The 22433-nt window shown below is 48.6% G+C and carries 12 protein-coding genes; 1 reads left to right on the top strand and 11 read right to left on the bottom strand.

Annotation, left to right across the window (positions count from 1 at the left end; genetic code table 11):
• Positions 1-355: 355 nt before the first annotated feature.
• The 3 genes from AB4Y93_RS19910 to AB4Y93_RS19900 form a co-directional block, all read right to left on the bottom strand.
• Positions 356-1147: an SDR family oxidoreductase gene (locus AB4Y93_RS19910; RefSeq protein ID WP_441894595.1), complete on the bottom strand. Its 792-nt coding sequence runs from the start codon at positions 1145-1147 to the stop codon at positions 356-358.
• 233 nt (positions 1148-1380) lie between these two features.
• A complete protein-coding gene (locus AB4Y93_RS19905; protein WP_441894594.1) occupies positions 1381-7986 on the bottom strand; it encodes an S-layer homology domain-containing protein in 6606 nt (2201 codons plus the stop codon).
• A 139-nt stretch (positions 7987-8125) separates the two neighbouring features.
• Positions 8126-9493 (bottom strand): MFS transporter, encoded by a 1368-nt coding sequence (locus AB4Y93_RS19900; RefSeq protein ID WP_441894593.1) that lies wholly within the window; start codon positions 9491-9493, stop codon positions 8126-8128.
• Positions 9494-9640: 147 nt separating this feature from the next.
• On the opposite strand from AB4Y93_RS19900, the gene AB4Y93_RS19895 reads away from it, so the two are divergent.
• Positions 9641-10468 (top strand): helix-turn-helix transcriptional regulator, encoded by an 828-nt coding sequence (locus AB4Y93_RS19895; protein ID WP_441894592.1) that lies wholly within the window; start codon positions 9641-9643, stop codon positions 10466-10468.
• Positions 10469-10623: 155 nt separating this feature from the next.
• On the opposite strand, the gene AB4Y93_RS19890 is transcribed toward AB4Y93_RS19895, so the two are convergent.
• The 8 genes from AB4Y93_RS19890 to AB4Y93_RS19855 form a co-directional block, all read right to left on the bottom strand.
• Positions 10624-12249 carry a response regulator gene (locus AB4Y93_RS19890; protein WP_441894591.1) on the bottom strand — a complete coding sequence of 542 codons (1626 nt, stop codon included), beginning with the start codon at positions 12247-12249 and terminating at the stop codon, positions 10624-10626.
• Positions 12250-12261: 12 nt separating this feature from the next.
• The gene (locus tag AB4Y93_RS19885) at positions 12262-14049 is read right to left on the bottom strand and encodes a cache domain-containing sensor histidine kinase (protein WP_441894590.1); all 1788 of its coding nucleotides are present in this window, start codon (positions 14047-14049) and stop codon (positions 12262-12264) included.
• Between the two features lie 10 nt (positions 14050-14059).
• Positions 14060-15355, bottom strand: a complete 1296-nt coding sequence (locus AB4Y93_RS19880; protein WP_441894589.1) for an ABC transporter substrate-binding protein — start codon at positions 15353-15355, stop codon at positions 14060-14062.
• 56 nt (positions 15356-15411) lie between these two features.
• On the bottom strand, positions 15412-17151 hold the full coding sequence (locus AB4Y93_RS19875; protein ID WP_441894588.1) for a family 43 glycosylhydrolase: 1740 nt from the start codon (positions 17149-17151) through the stop codon (positions 15412-15414).
• 217 nt (positions 17152-17368) lie between these two features.
• The gene (locus AB4Y93_RS19870) at positions 17369-18193 is read right to left on the bottom strand and encodes a carbohydrate ABC transporter permease (RefSeq protein ID WP_441894587.1); all 825 of its coding nucleotides are present in this window, start codon (positions 18191-18193) and stop codon (positions 17369-17371) included.
• Positions 18194-18198: 5 nt separating this feature from the next.
• A complete protein-coding gene (locus tag AB4Y93_RS19865; protein WP_441894586.1) occupies positions 18199-19092 on the bottom strand; it encodes a carbohydrate ABC transporter permease in 894 nt (297 codons plus the stop codon).
• A gap of 107 nt (positions 19093-19199) precedes the next feature.
• On the bottom strand, positions 19200-20483 hold the full coding sequence (locus tag AB4Y93_RS19860) for an ABC transporter substrate-binding protein (RefSeq protein WP_441894585.1): 1284 nt from the start codon (positions 20481-20483) through the stop codon (positions 19200-19202).
• Between the two features lie 180 nt (positions 20484-20663).
• Complete coding sequence (locus tag AB4Y93_RS19855; protein ID WP_441894645.1) at positions 20664-22424, bottom strand: glycoside hydrolase family 2 protein; 1761 nt, start codon at positions 22422-22424, stop codon at positions 20664-20666.
• Positions 22425-22433 lie beyond the last annotated feature (9 nt).

Raw genomic sequence — 22433 nt, 5'->3', positions numbered from 1 at the left:
GACTTCTTGTTTGGAGTGTACCTTGCGAAAGCAGACTGGAGAGCACATACCGGGAATCTAACGAATCCTCGTAACGTTATTGGGCTAAAGCGCATGTGAAAAAGACTGCCTCGTCGTCCTAGATGACCGATGGGGCAGCCTTTTCATTTTTATTAACATGACATCTATAAGTATCCTGCTAAATGATCTAACTCAATCCTATGTTCCATCTTCATTTCAAACTTCTTTCTTAATTGATGATACACATTCAGTAAATCTACTTCTTCTTCAAGTGTATTTGAAATCATTCCAATGATGGAGTCATCTTTGCCTTCGTTGCTCCACTCATAGCGATTCGTTGTTACTTAATGTAAAGTTAAAAACCACCTCTTGAATGGAGAATTTCACCGGTTATCCACTGTGATTCATCGCTTGCCAGAAAAGTAATAAGACGTGCCGCGTCATCAGGAAGCCCAATACGCCCCATCGGAAATTGCGGCAGAAGAGCTTTCTTTACCTCTTCGGACATCCAGCCCGAATCAGTAGGACCTGGATCAACAGCGTTCACCGTAATACATAGCGGTGCTAGTTCTGCTGCTAAGGATTCAGTAAATACCGAGATGGCACCTTTTGTCGCGGCATAAGCAAGATTTCCTGGCATGGGGCCTTTACCCTGACCTGAAGTAAGATTGATAATCCGTCCACAAAGTTTTCTTTCTGACGAATGGGTTTTACTCTCTACCATACGAGCGAATTCCGCGGATAACATAAACGTCCCTCTGATGTTCACAGCACAATGTGCGTCGATGAGCGCCTCGTTTAATTGTCTAAAATCTGCATCAACGCTATATGTTGCGTTATTAACGAGGATTGTCGGAAAACCAACCTCCTTTAATACTTCCTCCAGCAATAAGGAGCTTGAGCCCGATAATGCCAGGTCCAAGCTCATATGCCCAACTTGAATGCCTAATTGACGTAGTTCCTCAGCGAAATGATTAGGCCAATTTAAATCGACATCATTCGGATATATATGTTTATCGTATTCATACAGATGTGTAAAAAATAGGCTGGCTCCTTCAACGGCAAATGCCCGGCAAACAGCAGCTCCGATTCCGTTAGCTCGGCTCACACCTGTGACTATGGCGATTTTCCCTTGCAATCTCATCATTAAACCTCCCGATTTGAGGAATAAGAATACCGTTAATCATATGGAGATGGATTAATCCAAATACAGTTAGATTATCGAATAAAACCAAGGTTAGTCAATAACAACGTCAACTAAACACAAAACTGCTAGAGGACGACAGAGTTGTCCCACTAATGCCTGCCTTCGGAGCAAAAAAAAGAGACTGTCCTATTGCCATTGGCAACGGGACCATCTCTTTTTTGAAAATTCTAAACTTATCCCTCTTCGCTGATTAATTCTGCCGAAACAAGAAGCCGTTTCAATAGAGTTGCCGCTTCGGCACGGGTTACGCTGCCTGCCGGTGCAAAGGAACTATCCGGCATGCCTTTTAACAGACCTGCTCCTGTGGCCTTGCAGACCGCGTCGGATGCCCAATTGGAGATTTGGCCCGCATCCTTATAGTTCAGATCTGCTGCAACCAGCTTGCTGCCTGTTGCAAGCTCCAGCGCTTTAACCGCCATGATGGCCATCTCTTCACGGGTGACCTTGTAATTCGGACGGAAGGATCCGTCTTCGTAGCCGTTAATGATGCCAGCACCAGATGCAAGCTTAACTGTCTCTTCATACCAGCTGCCAGCAGCAACATCCTTGAAGGCCCGAGCCTCTCCGATTTGTCGGATACCCAGCGCACGAACGAGCATCGCTGCGAACTCTGCACGGGTGACCGCACGCTCCGGTTCAAACTTGCCTGCGGATACGCCATTCAAGATTCCCTTGCCGGCAAGTAAGGCAATGTCTGCATTCGCCCAATGGCTCGCCGTATCCGTGAATGTACGGTCAAGCTTTGCAGCCGTGTAAATGCTGTTGCCCATGCTCTTAATGGTAACAACGGTTTTACCATCTTTTACCGAAACAACAGCTGGTACCGGACTAAATGTACCCGTTGTCGAGTCATAGACCAATACGGTTAATCTGTCCGACTCCTGCACGCCATCTACCGTAATCATCCGTTCCACATAAGCACCGCCAAAGCTAGTAACCACAACTGTTTGCGTACCGGATTGAACCGTGATGCTGAAATCAACTGCAGAGCCAACCGTTGTTACGCCTTGATCTGCTGCATCCTTGTTCAGCTTCGCAGCCAAGTCGGCTGCTGCCGGTTGAATAATGAAGGTCCATATGGCATTAGTCGTATCTGTCATACCATTTGCCTTCAAAATCTGAGCAAGCTGCTTCAGCGGGAAGGTATAGCTTCCCTCCTTGCTTCTCACAACCAACATCGTGTCCGGTTTGGAAGCAGCAAGCTCCTGCAAAGCTTTTACTGTAAAGGCAGCCTTGCCGAATACAGCAGCACCACTGACATCAATCGTAACAATAGAAAGTCCGCTGTTCACCTTGTTCTTCAAAGCCAAATCATTGTCTTCCGGTTTTGCAGCTGCTGTAATGACATCCGTTCCGCTGCTGCTCGGATTCGTACTGGTATTGCTGTCTTCTTCGCCAGTAACCTGCAGCGTAAATACTCGTGTCGCTCCATTATAAGTAACCGATATTTTTACAACGCCAGGCCTTACTGCTCTCAAAATTCCATTATCCAGATAAGCCATAGTATTGTTATCAGTTGTAATAACGGCATCCTCTGTCACTTCTTCCCCGCTTCGGTTAAACACATGGACCGGTTGAGAGGTGCGTTTCTGTATCTCGAAAGGACCGATAAGGTCGTCACCTAACACGAATTGAAACGGCTTGAGCAGACTTGCGAAGCCTTCATTATGCTCCTCGAATGCAAAGCCCGAATTGGAATCGTTGACAACGGCAATTCGTTCGCCGCGGACGATCATGTTATCGACGATAACCGAGCCTTTGACATTTGGCGTAATATCCACGCCGTTTGTACCCGTGCCGTCAATTACGGTGTTCTCCATAGTGACGCCGCTAACCCGGAAGTCACCATGAACAATTAGTCCGGCATACGTGCTGTCGAGGGCTGTGTTGTTGCGGATATATACGGTTCCGTTCAAATCCTTCTCGCTTGCAAATACCCAGATCGCACCAAGGTTAATGCCATAGCCAGTATCAAAGCTTCCGGTACGGATCAGTGTATTTCGCTCCACCACCGTTTTCCCGCTGAACGGAACCGGATTAAACCGAGTCGATACCGCTACGCCTGCACCATTTGTAATCGTGTCCTTTGCAATATTATCAGTCATCTTGTTGTCCTTGCCGCCGAAAATAACCATGTTATCCGCCAGCCAAGGAAGAGATACCGTATTAAAGCGAGCTGTATTATTGACGCTGGCTACACCTTCTGCCGACCACATTGCAATACCGTCATCACCTGGGTAACGGATATCGCTTTGCTCCAGCATACTGTTGCTCGTTCCTACACAGAAGTTGATGCCGTCCGCCATCAAATTACGCATTCGCAACCCAATCATATGGAGGCTGTCAGTAAATCCCGTACTGCCTTTGATGCGCGTCAGCCAGAGACCAGTCTTGGAATGCTCGATCCATACATTTTGAATAACGGAGCCTGGACCAAACTCACCTTCAAAGCCATGTGTGCTTGCTTCATCATCCCGGATGTTCAAATCGCCGTCCACAAGAAGATCATATACTTGAATGTTGCCGCCATCTCCGATAAACCGGGCACCAAGCAGAGTTGTATACCACATGCCAGCGCCTCGGATCGTCACATTACTTACATGCAGCAAGCTGTCACGTAGCTCGAACGTTCCTGCCGGGAACCAGACACCTTTACCAGATGCTTTTGCTGCTGTCATTGCGGCATTAAAAGCGGCTGTATCGTCCGCTCCATCATTAGCCGCTGCGCCGTAGTCCGCCACCGAGAGGAAACCATCCGGCATAACAAACGAATCTGCAACCTGCTCCATGTCGGCCAGGTCAATGACATAATAATCAGCAGAGCTGTCTGCATCCTTCTCGAGCCTGATTGTCGCACCAGCAGGAACATCGCCAATTAGCGCATGAATTTCATCAAAGAAGCGGTGTGCACTGCCTTGCTTTGGATCATTAGACCAAGGGTAGCTGCCGTATTCCCAAGCGTATTCCGATGTCAGATTCAGCTTTTGCTTGAATTCACCATTTACATAGAGCCCAAGCGTTTCTTGCAGTCCGCTGCCGTCTGCGCTGTCCGGGATCGCATAACGCAATACGATAGAGTTAGCCGCCTCCGCAAGAGTAAACTCCACATACTCACCCGTTTCATCCAGCTTAACCGCCTGTCTGCCGGAAGCTTCGGAAGCCATCTCGCGATAGACTCGAGAAGGTCCTATTAACGAACCATTCGTTGCCGCATGCTCAGCTTCGTAAGTAACGTAAGGAACTGTCGCTCCGCGGTAAGCCAGGTTAACTGCATCCTCAACGGAAAGCGAGTCGATGGAATAGCTGCCGTTTCCTGCTGCTCCCTTCTGTACCGTAACCGTGTTAACGCCTGCACGAAGGTCAAGCGAAATCTTGGCAATCTTCCAGCTCGAAGCCGCCGTAGCCGTAACGGAATCAGACGGAATGCCATTTACCGTTACTTTTAAATCACCGGCTTGACTGCCCAGGTAACGGATAAAGGCGTCATAAGCACCCGCTTCCTCAGCATTCACGACAAACCGGATAAGATCATTCTCATTCTTCAATCCTGTTGCGTAACCCGTACCAGTATAGCCTTCCGATAATGCAGCGGCTGTGATGCTTTGGCTGTGGAAGGCGTTCTCCGCTTCATAAATGACTTTGCCCCGAGCCGGAGTAAAGCTCCACAATGCAGGCGTCGTCACTTCTCCATAAAGCAGCTCACTATCCGCTACATGCAATGCTCCGCTCTTATCGGATGCGTTAACCAGAACAAACTGGCCTAAGCGTTCTTCAATGACCCACTGCTCGGCATCCGTAATTACAGCACTGTCTTTGAGTAAAAGATCCAGTGAAAGCAGCTTGCCTGTTGCACGATTCTTGATCAGCTTGCGGCCATTATAGTCCTGCAGCAGCCATTCAGCACTTGAATTGCCCGTGCCGGAGCTTGCAGTTACCACCGCAGTACCGTTCGATTGTGCTAGGCTTTTGCCGCCGGCCGTAATTGTGATGTAATTGGTATCGTCAAAAATAGGTGTGCTTGTTGTTTCATTTCGCTCTTCACCCATCACCGGCGTCGTGAAATCATCCGGCGCATTGTCAAAGCTCCACTGCAGCGTCCCGTAGGAAGCAGGGAATAAGCCGCGCTCCGCATAACCTGCACCATTTTGCACATTGATATATTCATCATCGTAGCTTCCGTACAAGGTGCGGATCAAATAAGTCGCGCCTTGTGATTCAATTGACCAATCTGCTTTTGCTCCAACTTCCTCTCTGGCTACGCTTGTCAAATACCGGTAATTATCGTCTACCGAAATATAATGGCCGGTGACCCGGTTACGGATGCGATAGGCTCCGTTATCTTCTTCAAGCAGCCAATGCGAGTAGCCGTTATCCGCTGCCACATCCCCGTACAGTACAACACCGCCATGGTTCTCGTAAAGGAATTGGCTGGTTGCTGCATTTTTAATCCGGACGGGAACAGCCGGCAGTGGGGCCTCCGGAGCTTCAACCTCTTCCAATGCAAATTGTCCTTCATCGTTGCCGGCAACAAGCTTGCTTACCTTGGTATATCCAGCGTCGTCACCACTTGCTTCATAGATAAAATGGCCTGCCCATGCACTCTTCATATTCACATAGCCCGCAGCAGTACTGTCCTGCAGGTACCATTTGGCACTGCCCCATTGCGGATAGATGCTTTCGGCCATCAGCTTGAAGTCCGGCGCATCCTGCTCAACCGTTCCGCCAACCCCTTCCATGGAGACGTAGTGACCAGTTGCGAGGTTTTTCAGCCGTACAGATCCTACTCCATCACCCGTATCCTCAGGGAACCAGACTGATGAGATATCGGATTCCGGAATGGCAGCAAATTTCAATTTGCCCAAATCATCCGAGCCTACTTCCGTTACTTCATACAAATAGCCGCCGCTCAGCTTGCTCTTGATCCGAATATTGCTTGGCGCTGCCTCCGGCACATTAATAAAGCGCCAGCGCGGGCTTCCCCAGTTCGGATTAATAATGCCATACTCGGCATACTTGGTCAGGTTCTGCAGGTTAATATATGTCTGAGAGCCTTCCACCTTATTGGTATCCAGAACACTATGGATTAGTCTAGAGCCGCCGCCCTTATCCTCAATGACCCATACAGCGCTTTTCCAGTCATCTTCCACATCAGACACTTTAATATGACCGTCCGTCACATTTTGCAGATTAATATAATGATTGGTCGCACGGTTCTTAATCCGCTTGCGTCCCTGAAAGCGCTCAATGACCCATTGATCACGCTGATCATCTTCCCGGATATTGCCATATTTCAAATTGCCCTGCAGATCTTCATACAGATACATCGACTGCCATTCATTCATGATGCGTACAAACTGCGGGGACCCGTCCGTTGTGGCTGACGGATCAGCAAACAGCCACTGTGCCGGATTCGTATCCGGATCAATCGTTCCCGCTTGGGCAGCTCCAGCTGCATCCGCGTTATGCAGATAGACGTTAGTCCCGCTTGCACTTTTAATTGTTTTATAGTCGTCATAGATATTTGAAGAGGCCAGACTCCACTGATAGGAAGCATCAATAGCTACCGGCTGATCGGCAGTCAGCGGATCAGTTGGTTCAGCTACACCGTTGCGAATATAATGGCCGGTCGCAACATTACGGATAAGCGACTTGCCGTCGTAATCCTCGAGAACCCACAGATAGAAGCCAGCGTTGGCGCTGTCAATAGCTCCATATTGAACGATTCCGTTATTTTCAACCAAATAAACAGTATCCGCCGGATTATCCGAATAAGCGGCAATACGGACAGGCTGCTCATTCACTGCCAGTTCAATGCGCCACTGCGCACTGCCCCACGAAGGCTGAGCCCAGTCATTAGCCCGAACATTCGTGTCATCCGGGAACTGGGTGTTAAGCACATAAGTGAGGGAGGGTTCCGCTTGCGCCGCTAATACGTTTGTAAAAGTAACAAAGCCCGCACTAGCTGCGGTTGCCTTCGTCCATTCACTTCGCGCGCCGTCTTGAGCAGTGGCTTTAAGCTGCATCCAGCCTTCTGCACCTTGCGTGATATAATGGCCAGTTGCACGGTTTCTCAGTCGGATAACTGAACTGCCGTCGTCACCTGCTTCTACCGTTTCAACATACCAATGGGTTGTCAGGTCAGTCATACCTTTGGCAACACCAAATTTGACGAAGCCATCCTTATCCTCATACAAATATTGTCCTGCCTTGAATTGATTCACAATCCGGACGGGAGCGCCCGCAGGATCTACCGGTTCCAGTGCCCACTGCGGACTTTCAAATGTGATATTAATATCGCCGCTGACCTCAGCAAATCCAAGCTGGTCTTCCTCGTGAATAACCAGATTGGCTGACGGATCGCTGGCATTCTTGATAATGACATATCCGGCACGGCTTGAATCTGCAATGATCCATTGATCATCTGAAGTACTGGTCGTAATGCTGCGGCTGTACAGAGGATCACGACGCTGATTCGTATCCTCCTTGGTGATGTAATGGCCGGTTGCGCGGTTTTTGATCCGTGTTATCCCGCCATTCTCTTCAATAATCCAATACGAACTCTCATTATCCGTGGCCGTAAAACCATAACGGACAACACCGTCCGAGCCCTCATACAAATAATTGCTCTTCCATTTACTCTTGATTCGCACATAGTGGTCTGACCCACTGCTTACCGTACTGACTGCTTCGTTATCCTTGTCTGCCGCATATACCGGAAACGCCGTTAACAACAGCAGCAGCGCCATTAAAGCAGACAGCATTGCCTTGCTTCGTGCCATTCGTACTCCCCCTTAATTCCAATTCAAGAATTAGATGCTTCTCTCATCTTAGAATGTAAGGGTTTACAGGACGAGGTGTATTATTGGGAATATTAGGTGTTATATTAAGATGCTTTCCATCGCATAGACATCTTCATCCTTATCCCTTCCTACCGAATATAGCAAAGGTTAGAACAGATCCGCCGAACAAAAGGATAGTAATTAGGATAAAAGAGATTTGCATTCCGGTGATAAACGACTGGCTTCCGTTCAATACGGCTCCAAGCAAGGCAACACCGAGAACCGAGCCAAGCTGACGGCTTGCATTTATCGCACCGGAAACAGTGCCCGTCTGCTCCCTTGCTACAGAGGACATAACCGCCGACATCAGCGCAGGAATGGTTAAGGATACCCCAAAGCCTATTAATAATAAACCAACGAATGTCCATGCATAACTAGTGCTCTGATTCGTCAATGCCAGGAGCAGTGTTCCTCCAGCTCCAAGGCTGAATCCCGCCGCCATTGGTTTCCGTGCTCCAATTCGGCTGACTATCCGTCCAGTAAGAATCGGATTAAAGGCCAGCGGCAGCATCATCGGAAGCAGAGACAGCCCGGCTGTATGAGCGGTTAACCCCCGGATTTGCTGAAAAAACAATGGAAGTACAAACAGTACACCGGATAACCCAATATTAATGACCAATCCAGCAATCAACCCTGCTGACACGGTGCTGTTCCTGAATAATTGCAGCGGAAACAGCGGAGCCACTCCTTTGGCCTCAATCATGATAAACAGGATTATTCCGATGACCGCCAAACCAAACGTTCCCAGTATAACAGGAGAGTACCAGCCGTAGCTTTGCCCCTCCATCAAACTGAAAGAAAGGGCTGCTATAGCGGCCAAAGCAGTCAACTGCCCTCCTATATCGAAGCTTTTCTTTTCAGTACGCGGGGTTTCCCCTGCATGCAAATAAGTCAGGAGCAGACTGATACCGGCAACCGGTACATTCAGAAGAAATATACTCCGCCATCCAAAAGAGTCCACCAGTATTCCGCCTATAACAGGCCCCGCCGCCATCGCAGCCCCCGTTACCGCTGTCCATATGCCAAGTGCCTTGGCCCGTTCGGTCGGCACGGGATAGGTATGTGACAATAATGCCAGCGAGGCTGGCAGCAAAGCCGCGCCTCCAATCCCAAGGATCGCCCTTAAGCCGATGAGTGCGCCTGTCGACGTTACAGCGGTTGATGCAGCTGATGCGGCAAAAAACAAAATGAGACCGCCTATATAGATTCGCTTCGCTCCCAATCTGTCCGCGAATACTCCCATCGATAGCAGCAGTCCCGCAAACACAATTGTATAAGCATTCACTACCCATTGCAGATCGGTAATCCCTCCCCCGAGATCCGCATGGATCGCCGGAAGGGCAACACTAACAACCGTCATATCCAGCAGTACCATAAAATAGCCAAGCGATAGACCAAGAAGCAGCAGCCCACTTCGGCCGGATACGTTTTGTAAAGCCTTCTCCATTGTTTTTCCCCTACCTTACTCTTCAAGTCGAATTCTCATAGAGTGTATAATGGATTCACAGCGAGATTAAGATGATAGCTTATCCTAGGAGTTTTTCTCCTACGATAGGAATTTCGATAATGGGAAGAAGAGAGAAGGTTTTGTATCATGGATGATTCTGTAAGACAACGGGAACTAGCGCAATTTCTGCGGACGCGGCGGGCTAGGCTGTCACCGGAGCTGGCTGGACTGTCAGACGGCGGACGCCGCCGGACACCAGGGCTTAGACGCGGGGAAGTAGCTATGCTGTCAGGGGTAAGTGTCGACTGGTATACATGGCTGGAGCAGGCCCGTCCGATCCAGGTATCCGCTCAGGTACTGGATAGTATCAGCCGAGCGCTCCAGCTGGATGCCGATGAAAGGAAGCATCTGTTTCTGCTTGCTCTCCAGCAGGTGCCTGCTGACCAGTCCATAGAAGAGAACAGTATCAGTGAGACCCTGCAGACTTTCCTTGACCTTCAAGGTACAAGTCCGGCTTTTATAACCGATCAGCGATTGGTCATAAGAGCCTGGAATACAGCTGCAGACATGATATATGGCCCTTTCGAATCCATGTCGGAGCGTGAAAGAAACACGGTATGGCGTTCATTCCATCTGCCTGGCGTGAGGGAGCTGTTGCGGGAGAACTGGGAGAAGCATGCCAGACACAGGCTAGCCCAGTTCCGTGCCGGTTACGCCAAATTTCCAGGTGACTCCTGGTGGATGGAGATAATCAGCGAGCTGCAGCAAACAAGTGAAGAGTTCCGGGAATGGTGGCCGCAGCATGATGTGCTGAACGGCCCGGAAGGGAAGAAAATCAATTATCATCCGACAGTTGGGAAATTACTATTTAACCAGCTGTCTTTTATCGCAACTGATTCCCCTCATTATACCGTCACGATTAATCTGTCGGCTGATAAACAAACGGTCTCGAAGATGGAGCAGCTTCTGCGTTAGTCCGTCGCGGTATTATCGTTATATACTCGGGTATTGCTCCAAAATGTCTCCGTTTTGTGTGCAATTAGAATAGAATCGGGCCGATCCTCTTGATCGGTAAAATAGAAATAGAACCAGCCAGAAGAACATTAATCCGCTCTTCTGGCTGGTTCCATCTATACCTTCACTGACCTTGCCTGCTCCCGATAGTCAATCGGGGCCAGACCAGTGACGCTTTTGAACACACGGTTGAAATGCCGGATATTCCCGAAGCCTGTACTCTCTGCAATAACCGTCACTTTCTCATTCGAGGTAACGAGACGTTTCTTCGCATCATTCACTCTCAGATCGGTCCAATATTCCACAAGTGATGTTCCTGTTCGCTGCTTAAATAAGGTAGACAAATACGCAGGATTCAGGAAAACATGCTCCGCCACATGCTTCAGTGACAGCGGCTCCTGATAATGCTGATTGACAAAACGGATGACCTTCTCAATCGGATCATGATCGGAATGGCGCTGCCCGTAGGCGATACACTCCGACAGTCTGCCAAGATAAGAACGACAGCATTCAATAAGCTCAGCGCGTGAGTTAAGCGAGCAAATCTCCAGCAGCACGGCTTGAATGGTCCGCTCGCCAAGCCAGCTTTTCGTAAGCCCCAGCTTCTCCGCTTCCTCATATCCATGAATAAGCAGCTTGCAGATTTGCTGATGAATGATCTCAGGACTTTTCGCTTGTGAACAAAGGCTTGTAATGAAGGTGACAACATGCTGGATCGTCTGCTCAGTCTTCCCTTCCTGAATAGATGACTCCAGCCATTCGAGCGACTGCTCACGTGTTGAGCTCCACGCCAGTTCTTCGTTAGCTTCATTCATCCGCTCATAACTGATTACACGGTCACCGCCTACAATTAACCGATGCAGCTGCGCGATCTTCGCCTCTTGGAAAGAACGCGGGATTTCCTTGATCCCACTAACCGTCCTGCCTAAGCCAATCGTAACTGTCAATCTCGATAAAGAGATCATCCGCCTGCGAATAGTCTCCGACAGCTCAAAGAGTGGATTGCCTGCCTCAGGCTGACTGGCCACATTCACAAGAGCAACGACCTCTGTCTCCGATAAAATAAAAGAAAACCCTTTAGCACGCTGGTCGAGTAATTCCTGAACGATCTGTTGAATATACAGCTGGAATAAGCTTGGATCCGCTTTATCATACCGTTCTTGATCCAGGGCATCTTTGTCCAGCTTGATAAGCATACAGGCGAAGTTCGGCTCAGTGAAGGTTAGGCCGATTTTTGCCAGAAGCGCCAAATCACTTTCATTCATATAGCCCTTAAGAAGTCCGGCAACTAAATGCTCGCTTACATGCTGACGAATCATCCGTGCATCCGCAGGCTCCGCTGCATAAACTTCTGATGCCGTCTGTACCTGAGTCAGCTCACTCTCTAGTCGATCTAATGTCTTGAACAACTCTTCCCGTTCCACCGGCTTCATCAAGTAATCCCGAACCCCATGGCGCAGCGACTGCTGCAGGTACGTAAACTCATCAAAGCCGCTAAGCACAATAACAAGCAGATTCGGGAAACGCTGCTTCGTAATTTGGATCAATTGCAATCCATCCATCCGTGGCATGCGGATATCGGTCAGAAGTACGTCGGGCAGTAAGCTCTCCAGCATTTCGAGCGCTTCATAGCCATCCCTCGCTTCGCCCGCAACCTGCCAGCTGCCGGAAGAGGACTCGACGATTTTACGAAGACCTTTACGAAAAATAGCCTCATCATCAACAATAAGAATGGTAGGCATTGGCTTGTCCTCCTAACCTGTCATGGAATAAGCGATTGGCATATTTATAATGACCTTAAGACCTTGGAAAGGCATACTTTCCAGCTGAAGTCCGTATTGCTCCCCATAATGCAGCCTAATTCTGCGATGCACATTCATGAGTCCGTTGCCGGTAGTGCCGCCAAGATCATGAATTTTCTCCAGCCGATAACGAATCGTGCTCAGCTGCTCGCTGGTCATGCCAATTCCGTCATCCTCAATAACAATGGTTAATACCCCCTGCTCCTGATAACAGGAAAGCCGGATAAGGCCCTCTCCAATCCCTTTGTCCAACCCGTGATTAATGGCATTCTCCACGATTGGTTGAATCATAAGAGGAATAACCGGGCAGCTGTACAAGGCTTCATCAATCTCCAGACGGAAATCAATTCGATCCTCGTAACGCATTTTTTGAATGGTCATATAGCCTTGAACATGATCCAGCTCATCGCGCAGCGTTACCGTCTCCTTGCGGCCGCTTAACGAATAGCGGAGCAGACGGCTCAAATTATTCGTCATCGTAACAACTTCCCGGTTGCCTTCCACCTCGGCATACATGGAGATTGAGCCAAGCGTATTGTATAGAAAATGCGGGTTGATCTTGCTTTGCAGCGCTGCAATCTCAGCATCCTTCTCCCGAATCTCCGTCTCATACAACCGGTAACCCAGCTCACTCAGATGTGATACCATCATGTTAAAAGCGCTGCCCAGCTGACCAACCTCATCCCATTGCTTAACAGGGAAAGATACCTTCAGATCGCCCCGCTCCACCTTTCGCATCAGTGAACGCAGCATCCGAAGCGGACTTGTAATTCGGAAGGCGATTACGACGGATAACAGCACAGCTAATCCGATACAAATTCCGCCAATAAGTAAAATGGAGTTGCGGACAACAAGACTGTCCTTCATCAGCTCTGATATAGGAACGACACCAACGGTTGTCCAGCCCGTCACTTCCGAATTGACATGGGCAACCAGCAGGCTTTTACCGTCTACTTTATGATGAGAAACCCCTTCCTGCGTAAGTCCTTCTATAACGGGATAGATCGCTGTTTTTTCCTTACGCAGCACCAGATCTCCCGCACTGTCGGTCATGTACAGAGATTCCTTGCTGCCGAGGCTTACCTGTGACAGCAGTTTGCGAACCGCCGCAGGGTCAATATCGATGACGATATAGCCAAGCGTATCGCCGCTGTCAAAACTGCGAAGCTCGCGGGCGATGGAGAACACCTTGTACACTGTTCCGCTTGTCGATTTCACATCATGTGTCGTGATAAAGGTTGGCTGGCCGAACCTTCCCTTCGCTTTATCGAGCCATTCTGGATTACCGCCAAGCTGATAGGTCGTCATATATTGGCTTTCAGGCAGCACGACATAAGAGGCTCCATGTTCGCCAAATAAGGAAATGCCCATAATATCGACGCGTCCGTTCAGAAATACTTTGGAGACAAAGTTGTTCAGATCATCGATCTCCTGCAAAGTTAACGCTTCTCCGGGCTCACGGGAGGTCGCGAGAAAATCTAAAATCTCCTGGTATTGATACGGCATAAGCGACAGCCGATTAAGTTCATTCATATAGGTATCAATATTCAGCGTCACCTGCTTCAGCATCTGAAGCTGGTATTTACCTACCTGCTCTTCCATTTTGGAAGCGAAGATCGAGAACGACCAGGCCCCGATTACCCCCAGCGGGACAACGATCAAGAGCACATTAATGAGGATAAGCTTACGTGCGAGTGCCAAATTTTTGAACCAATGCTGTGGACGCTTAAGAAGTTTCATCCTATCACCCTCACTTCGACAACTCGAGATTAATCTGCGCCTCACTTGCTTGAAGCGCCTGCTCTGGTGTCTGCTGACCATAAATCATTCGCTCGAACTGTCGGATGATGACTTCAATCAAGCTATGCTGCTTCGTATGCTTCGGCCAGAAAGCTACTGCGTTCGCCGCTTCTGCATAATCACTTCTGTAGTCAAGCGCTTTGAAAGCACCCGTGTCCAAAATCGCACTTACACTTGGAACATGGCCTGCCTCAGCCCATTTGGCACCGTGCTCAGCAAGCCATTTCATAAAGATCATTGCTGCCTCACGTTTCTCTGGTGTCATCTCATGCTGTGCAGGAACTGCTAACGTATGCGAATCTGCCCATGCAGCCGGCTTATCGTAGATGGTTGGCAGCGGAACGACGCCGAAGTTCAGCTGTTCATTTTTCTCAAGCGCGCCAGTCGCCCATACACCACTAATCAGGACGGCTGCTTTCCCTTCATTAAACAGCTTAAATGCATCAGGAATATTCGGCGGAATAAGCTTGCTTTTATACAGCCCTTCCACATAGCTTAAAGCTTTCAGCGCTGCCGGATTATTAAACACGGCTTTTGTACTGTCCTCGTTATAAAACTTCCCGCCGCCTTGAATCTGGTTGTACAAGCTCCACCACAGCCAGACAGAATCAATCCGTGTGCTTGGCTGGGCAAGCGGTGCGATATCACTTGGCACAGCTTGCTTAATCGTTGTCAGAAACTTCGTAAAGCCTGTTTCTCCGCCTTCAATCACCGGTTTACCCTGATCATCAAGCACGCCAGCCTGCTCTAGAAAGGTTTTATTGTAATACATGACAAGCACATGGGTATCCAGCGGCACGGCATAAGGTTTACCTTGGAATAAAGCGGCTTTCATAACTGATTGGTTATATACATTCCAATCCAGACCTACCTCTTTGGCAGGTTCAGATAAATCTTCAACGTAATCGTTTTGCACAAATTGGGGCAAGGAGCTTGCATGGATAATAGCAACATCTGGGGCATTGCCCGATAAAATGGCTGTTCTCAGCCGTGAATAATAATCGTCCAGACGTGAATTCATCTGGACGACCTGAATATCATCATGCTCCTGATTAAACTGATCTACCATTTCGGTCATAAATAAATTATCGCCACCGCTAAATGGGGTCCAATAATTAAGCTGAATAACCGGCGCCTTAGCTTCAGCGGATACCGGCTCTTTATTATTGTTTTGGCTGCAGCCAGTCAAGGCAAGACTTGCCCCGATTACAGTTAGAATGATTGTTCGAAAGGACAAGCCTCTCATGACCAGCGCCTCCTAAAAAGAATGGTGAAGCAATTCCTGCTTCGTAAGCTAAGCTATTAGTTAGAAACTCTCAAGATGTCCATATAATCGACATGTACTTCTTCTGTCGCATTCTCAAGTATAAGGGCGTTCTTACCAGCCTTCAATTGTAATGTGACAGATTGTGTCTGGTAATTGTTGCGCTTACCGGATGGGAAAATAACCCTGTCACCTTTTCCTTTGCTATCCTCCACGCGGATATGCAGCTCTGCATCATTACCAGATGAATTCGCGGCGGCTACGCGGATCTCATATTTGCCGCTAACCGGAACCTGAATATTCTCGAAACGTACCGCTTCACCTTCGCCTGGGGCAATAACAACTTTGCCTGTACCCGAGGCAAACAGATTTTCTTCGGCCGTTCCTTGCGGGCCTGCCGAGGCAACTTCCGCTTCATATCTTGGAATCTCAATCGCTTCAATTGTTCCTTGCCCGCCATCAATTGAAATACTGATTTCGTTCATGCCTGCCGCAAGCGGTATATCGGTATAGGCATAACCTATTCCGCTGCTCTTCGGAAGTGTAACCTCTGATGCTTGCTCGCCGTTCACGCTTACTTTAGCTTGAAGCATCTCCCCTGTTTCATTCTGATAATGAATCAGCAGTGGAGCCGTTGTATGAACGTTGGACGGAATCAGATGAAATGTTACATCCGCTGCTGCCGGTTCCGCCTTAAATACGCCCATCCCCGAAGGAACTTCAATAGCAGTATCGAGCGAGAGTGGCTTACCGATTTGCAGTTTGCCTTCCGCATCCCAAGTCAGCTTCTGGGCACGTGCTTTGCGGTTACCCCAGCCATCCGTCGGCGCTGTTGTCGCATGATAGACGATCCATTGCTCTGTGCCATCAGGCGACGAAACAAAGGAGTTATGTCCTGGACCGTATACACCTGCTTCTTCGTCCATTTTGAGAATCGGCTGCTCTGCTTTGGTCCAGTTCGAGGCAACAAGCGGGTCGGTTCCTTCTTTCAGCGATAACATGCCAAGCGAATAGAACGGCGTCCAGCTGCCTGCGCCTGAATAGACGATATGAACCTGGCCGTTATGATGGAGAATCGAATGCCCTTCATTAATATAAGGAGGGCCCCCGGCTTTCTCCCATTCCAGATCAGGTTCGGATAACAAGACACGTGGTCCGCTAATAGTGAGCGGATCGCTCATTGGCGCAATGTACGTATTTTGCTGCACATTGATGTCACCCTCCCAGCCGGACCATACGAAATAAAGCTTATTGTCGAGCTCCATCACAAGGCCATCGATAGCCCATTTGTTGGAGTCGTCCTTGACTTGGCCTTTGAAGGTATAGCTTCCCATCGGATCATCGGTATCGGCTTCTAAGACGAACATCCGGTGATTCTCATTAAGTCCGTCGTCAGCAGCGAAGTAGATATACCATTTCCCCTGAATAAATTGAATCTCGGGAGCCCACAGCTCAGCCGAATAATTCGTCCCCATATCCGGGTACCATACCGTCTTCCGCTCTGCCTGCTTGAAGTCGATTGTTCGAGATTTTATAACCATTACATCAGCACCGTTGTGCGTAAAGGTCATGTAATAGTAGCCATCCTTATAAACAACGGCTGGGTCAGGCGTATCGATCTCTGCGAGCGTGTTCTTGAACGTACCTCCATGACCGTTGTAAACGGCTGTGTTGTCCTGTACTTCCTGCCCTTGATCTTTCAGTGTCCACACCCCTATTCCAGCTGCTATAACCAACAGCACAGCTGCTGATATAACAAGCCATCGTTTTGAGTTCAACTTTTGACTACCTCCTAAAAAGAATTGCCATTCATATGGCTGGCTTTCAGACATATGGGCAATTCTTACTTCGTAAGCACTGGCTAAAGAATTGCCATTCATATGGCTGGCTTTCAGACATATGGGCAATTCTTACTTCGTAAGCACTGGCTAAAGAATTGCCATTCATATGGCTGGCTTTCAGACATATGGGCAATTCTTACTTCGTAAGCACTGTCTATTTGACTCCTGCTTGCGTGATTGCTTTAACGAATGAACGTTGGCCAACGATGAAAATAATGAACACAGGAAGTGTTGCAATAACCGTCATCGACATCAGCTTGCCGTACGCTTGGGTATAGCTGCCTTGTGCCATCATCGCAATACCGGCTGTAATCGTGCGCATCTCCGGCGAAGTCGTCGAATAAAGCGGCCATACGAAATCATTGTAAATACCCATAAAGGTAAAGATCGCAAGCGTCACCATAATGGATACCGAAGCTGGCAGCAGAATACGGGAGTAGATCTGCCATTTGTTTGCACCATCAATCCGGGCAGCCTCTTCGATTTCCTTCGGAAACGCTGTGAAAAATTGAAAGAGTAGAAACACGCCAAATGCACCGCTCGAGTAAGGGAAAATGAGGGCTGCATACGTATTAATCCAGCCAAGCGCGTTAAACTCCATGTACATCGGCAGGAAGGTCAATACGCCTGGAATCATCATCGAGCCGATGAACATCGGGAACATCAGCTTGCGAAGCGGCAAATCCTGCAGACGAGCCAGCGCATACGCAGCCATCGATGAGAATAAAAGCACAATAGCTGTACCCGCAGCGCCTACGAATAAAGAGTTCGTAATCCAGCGAGTGATTGGAACATTCATCAGGTTACCTTTTAAACCGTCGAGATAGTTCTCGAATGTTGGCTTCTTCGGAATGAGACTCAACTGTCCTGCCAGAGCTTCAAAATCATTCTTGAAGGAAGTGGACAACATCCAAATAAGTGGAAGCAGGAAAATAACTGCGATGAGGACTGCAACAAGAACAAGTAACGTTTTTTTCATGCCTCCTACTCCTTCCTTCCGTAAGCAATCCGGTATTGGACAACTGAGACTATAATGATAATGATCGCCATCATAATTGCCATCGCAGAAGCCGAACCGACCTGCTTGCCTTTGAATGCTTCATCCAGCACGTTCATAAGCAGAACTTTTGTACTGTCGCCAGGTCCTCCGCGTGTGAGCAGGAACGGCTGCGCATAAACGTTAAACGATGCAATAGTAGAAGTAATGATGATAAACAGCATCACAGGACGAATCGATGGAAGGGTAATGCTGACGAACTTCCTCCATGCATTCGCACCGTCAATCGAAGCCGCCTCATAATAATCCTCTGGCACTTCATTCAGCGCATTGGTGAAAATAATCATATTGAAGCCGATTGTCCACCACAGCGTAGTCATGACCAGAGATACCCAAACCCACGGCATATCCGTCAGCCAAGCCACCGGATCAATATGAAGCTTGGCCAAGAGTCCATTCAGGAAGCCCGCATTCGTATCAAACATCATCAGCCAAATAACGGCCATTACAGAACCGGAGATTGCATAAGGCATGAAATAAAAAGTACGGAACATCCCTCGAATCCGCTTCGGCAGCTGATTCAGCAGCAAAGCAAGCGCAAGGCCGAGAACAACAAGCAGCGGGACAGAATATAACACGAACTGTACCGTATTCCATAAACCTGTCGTAAATTGCTCGAATAAATAGGAACCAGGTGTAAAAATCTTGATGTAATTATCGAAGCCAACAAATTTATGATCGTCAGACAGAAGTTCGAAATCATGAAATGATATATACAGCCCGTACAAAATCGGGATCAGCAGAAAAGTGCAAAAGCTGAGCAAATAAGGCAGTACAAACAAAGTTGACGTTAAGCGTGATTGCAAAGTGCTCTTAACCAAGTGCAGCTCCTCCATTTCCGGTTAAGGATGAAAACAGAGAAACGAAGAAGCGATTTTATTCGCCTCCTCGTCCTCCCATAATGATCATTTTACGTTAAGGTGACGGTTTATTTTTTCATCGCTTGTCTGGACTTCGCTACAGCATCATCCATCGCTTTTTGAGCATCCTTCTTGCCAAGCAGCGCATTGCTCAGTTCACCCCAGATTGGATCGGAGATCGTTGCCCAGTTCAGTACGTTAGGCGCGAATTGAACATAATCAAATGATTTCGCTACGTTGCTTTGCATATCAAGAGCTTTGAACTCTTCGCTTTCAAGCATTGGCTTAGATGCCAGCGCTTGGCCGGAAGCTGCCCAGTCCATCGAGTTGGTCGATACATATTTCAGGAAGTCGCCGATGCCTTTTACCACATTTGCGTCTGTTACACCTTTAGGCAATACGAAGTTATGGGAGCCTGCATATACGGCTTGTTTGGCTTTACCGATTTGCGGAACTGGCGCTACGCCGTAATGGATACCCGCTTCGTCGAACTGTCCTTTCATCCAAGGACCGTTGAATTGGATCGCGTTTTTACCTTGCAGGAACAACGTATTCTCGCCGTCTTGCTGTACGTTGCCCGGGGATACACCTTTGTCTACGAGGCTGCGCATCCACTGTACCATCTCTACTGCTTCCGGTGAGTTGTAAGCAACGTCTGTTCCGTTCCAGAGATCGCCGCCATTCTGCCATACAAGCGTTGGGAAAATGAACTGCTGCGGCCAAAGTGTAGGAACAACATAGCCGTAAGTGCCTTTATCTTTGTTCGTCAGCTTCTCGACATCCGCTTCGAATTCCGCACGGTTTGTTGGTGGAGCCGTGATGCCTGCTTGCTCGAACAGGTCTTTGTTGTAGTACATAACCAGCGGGTGAATATCGAGCGGAATACCGTACCATTTGCTGTCAATTGTCTCGTAATTTACTGGTGCTTCTACATAATCTGTTTTGTTAATGGCAGAAGCTGCTGCCAGATCGTCCATCGGTTGAAGCTGGCCTTTGTTTACATAGGTAGGAATTTGGTCTACGTGCATGATGGCCAGGTCAGGACGATCTTTACCTGCGCTCATCGCCACATCAAGCAGCTTATAATATTCGCCATTTGGCTGAATAACGAGTTTCACTTTGTAGGTGTCTTGGGAAGAGTTATACTTCTCAACGATCTTCTTCATGAACTCGCCGTCAGCGCCGGAGAATGGTGTCCAGAATAGGATGTCAGCTTTCTCAGCTTTAGCATTCGTGCTGCCTTGATTGTTGCTTTCGGCATTATTCCCGCCGTTATTGTTACCGCAGCCTGCTGCAGCAACCATGCTGAGTGCGATTAACGAAGTACCTAAGAGCTTAGTCGTTTTTTTCATTTTGCTTCCCCCTAGAATGTGTTTGTTGCTCTTTCTGTTTCTCATTCTAGCTTGCGGGGGGACAGCGCGCCCATGTCGCTTTTTTAGAAGGGATGGACATATTTATAGATGCTCATGCTAGAGCGGACAAAAAAACCGGACAGCCTGAAGGTCGTTCTCTGGCTGTCCGGTCTTTTGCTGTTACTTGCCTTCGTTGATTGCTTTAATCAGCTCGAGTGGTATTTTCGGCTTGCGGTCGTATGTGAGGAGGCCATTGATCTCCTGTTCGACGTCAGTCAGCTGCGTATAGCAGTAACCTTGAACTACGCCGGAGAAGATAAGCGGCTGAATCACATTACGAAGACGTTCTACGAAGTCTTCATCGTTCGAAGCACCGGAGTAACCCCAGCCTTCCCAGTCGCTTTTCTTGTAGGCGATGCCGCCGAATTCAGTAATCAGAATCGGTTGGCCGTCATATTCGTGACCACCTACGCTGAGACGTCGGTTAGCCGGCATAGCCGACACTGCTTTGTCAACACTGCCATAACGTTCCTCGAGCACCTCGCGTCTCCACTCGTAGTCATGGATGTTGTACAGATCAGTAGCGACCATTTCCCAGCCGTCATTCGAGATGACAGGACGAGTCGGGTCAAGCGATTTGGTCAGGTGGTACATAGCCATCGCATGCTGCTGCTGACGTTCGTCGATCTGGATATTTGGTACACCCCAGCTTTCATTTAGCGGAACCCACACGGCAATACAAGGATGGTTGAAGTCACGGTCCATCGCTTCCTGCCACTCCTTTGTAATCCGGCGGACATACTCCTCGGAGTAGTCATAGGCATTCGCCATCTCGCCCCATACGATAAGGCCCAGCTTGTCGCACCAATACAGGAAGCGAGGATCTTCAACCTTCTGATGCTTACGAGCGCCGTTGAAGCCCATTTCCTTCATCAGCTCTACGTCCAGTTTAACCGCTTCATCCGATGGTGGAGTTAGGTTTCCGTCAGGGAAGTAGCCTTGATCAAGTACGAGCTTCATGAAGTAAGGACGGTTATTCAAATTGAATTTGCCGTTCTCGATCGAGATTTTCCGCATACCGAAGTAACTTGTCACCCGGTCAACCTCTGCGCCGTCAACCGATACCACATATTCCACGTCATACAGATTAGGACGTTCTGGCCACCATAACCGATCCATTCCATGATCGTTTAAGCCGCTGAGCTTAATTTTCCGGCTTTCTTCGCCTGCCCGTACCTGATACGTGTCCTCCGACACAATCTCTCCTGCGAAAGAAATCTTGACCGAAAGGCTTACATTCTTCGTCCCTTGCACAAAACCGCCTACAAACGAGCGGATTTGAATTTCATTCGTATCGATATCCGCTACATACTTCACCTTCCGAAGGTGAACCGGTGCTACCGCTTCCATCCAGACGGATTGCCAGATCCCCGTTGTACGTGTGTACCAGATCGCCCGGGATTTCTCTTCCCAGAACTGTTTGCCGCGCGGCAGGAATACGTCCGTACCATGATCGACCGCTTTGACAACCAGCGTGTTGTCGCCATTGGCCTGCAGTGCGTCTGTAATGTCAGCATGGAAAGGAGTATGTCCGCCTTCATGCGTTGCAACGAGCTGACCGTTTAACCAAACCGAAGCCTCATAGTCTACTGCACCAAAATGCAGCACAACTCTTTTGCCTTGGAACGAATTCGGAATCTCAAGCTGTCTGCGGTACCATACCACATCATGGAACGTTGGATCGCCGATGCCGCTTAATTTACTTTCGAAGCTGAATGGAACCTCAATCCGCTTGGAAAAGTCTTTATTCCCGTTATGCCAGCCTTCTTCATTACCAAAACGTGCATCATCAAAATCAAATTCCCATTCTCCGTTCAAACATACCCACTCATCACGGTTGAACTGGGGTCTAGGATATTCTGCTCTTGGCAAGTTTGTCATCATTTACGC

Source organism: Paenibacillus sp. YAF4_2 (genome assembly GCF_052113225.1).
Taxonomy (GTDB): Bacteria; Bacillota; Bacilli; order Paenibacillales; family Paenibacillaceae; genus Pristimantibacillus.
The sequence above is the reverse complement of the archived record's forward strand: the minus strand, read 5'-3'. Positions and strand labels throughout refer to the sequence as shown.

Bases quoted from the DNA above. Each gene is read 5' to 3' on its own strand.
- AB4Y93_RS19910 (WP_441894595.1), bottom strand. From the start codon at position 1,147: ATGATGAGATTGCAAGGGAAAATCGCCATAGTCACAGGTGTGAGCCGA.
- AB4Y93_RS19905 (WP_441894594.1), bottom strand. From the start codon at position 7,986: ATGGCACGAAGCAAGGCAATGCTGTCTGCTTTAATGGCGCTGCTGCTG.
- AB4Y93_RS19900 (WP_441894593.1), bottom strand. From the start codon at position 9,493: ATGGAGAAGGCTTTACAAAACGTATCCGGCCGAAGTGGGCTGCTGCTT.
- AB4Y93_RS19895 (WP_441894592.1), top strand. From the start codon at position 9,641: ATGGATGATTCTGTAAGACAACGGGAACTAGCGCAATTTCTGCGGACG.
- AB4Y93_RS19890 (WP_441894591.1), bottom strand. From the start codon at position 12,249: ATGCCTACCATTCTTATTGTTGATGATGAGGCTATTTTTCGTAAAGGT.
- AB4Y93_RS19885 (WP_441894590.1), bottom strand. From the start codon at position 14,049: ATGAAACTTCTTAAGCGTCCACAGCATTGGTTCAAAAATTTGGCACTC.
- AB4Y93_RS19880 (WP_441894589.1), bottom strand. From the start codon at position 15,355: ATGAGAGGCTTGTCCTTTCGAACAATCATTCTAACTGTAATCGGGGCA.
- AB4Y93_RS19870 (WP_441894587.1), bottom strand. From the start codon at position 18,193: ATGAAAAAAACGTTACTTGTTCTTGTTGCAGTCCTCATCGCAGTTATT.
- AB4Y93_RS19860 (WP_441894585.1), bottom strand. From the start codon at position 20,483: ATGAAAAAAACGACTAAGCTCTTAGGTACTTCGTTAATCGCACTCAGC.
- AB4Y93_RS19855 (WP_441894645.1), bottom strand. From the start codon at position 22,424: ATGACAAACTTGCCAAGAGCAGAATATCCTAGACCCCAGTTCAACCGT.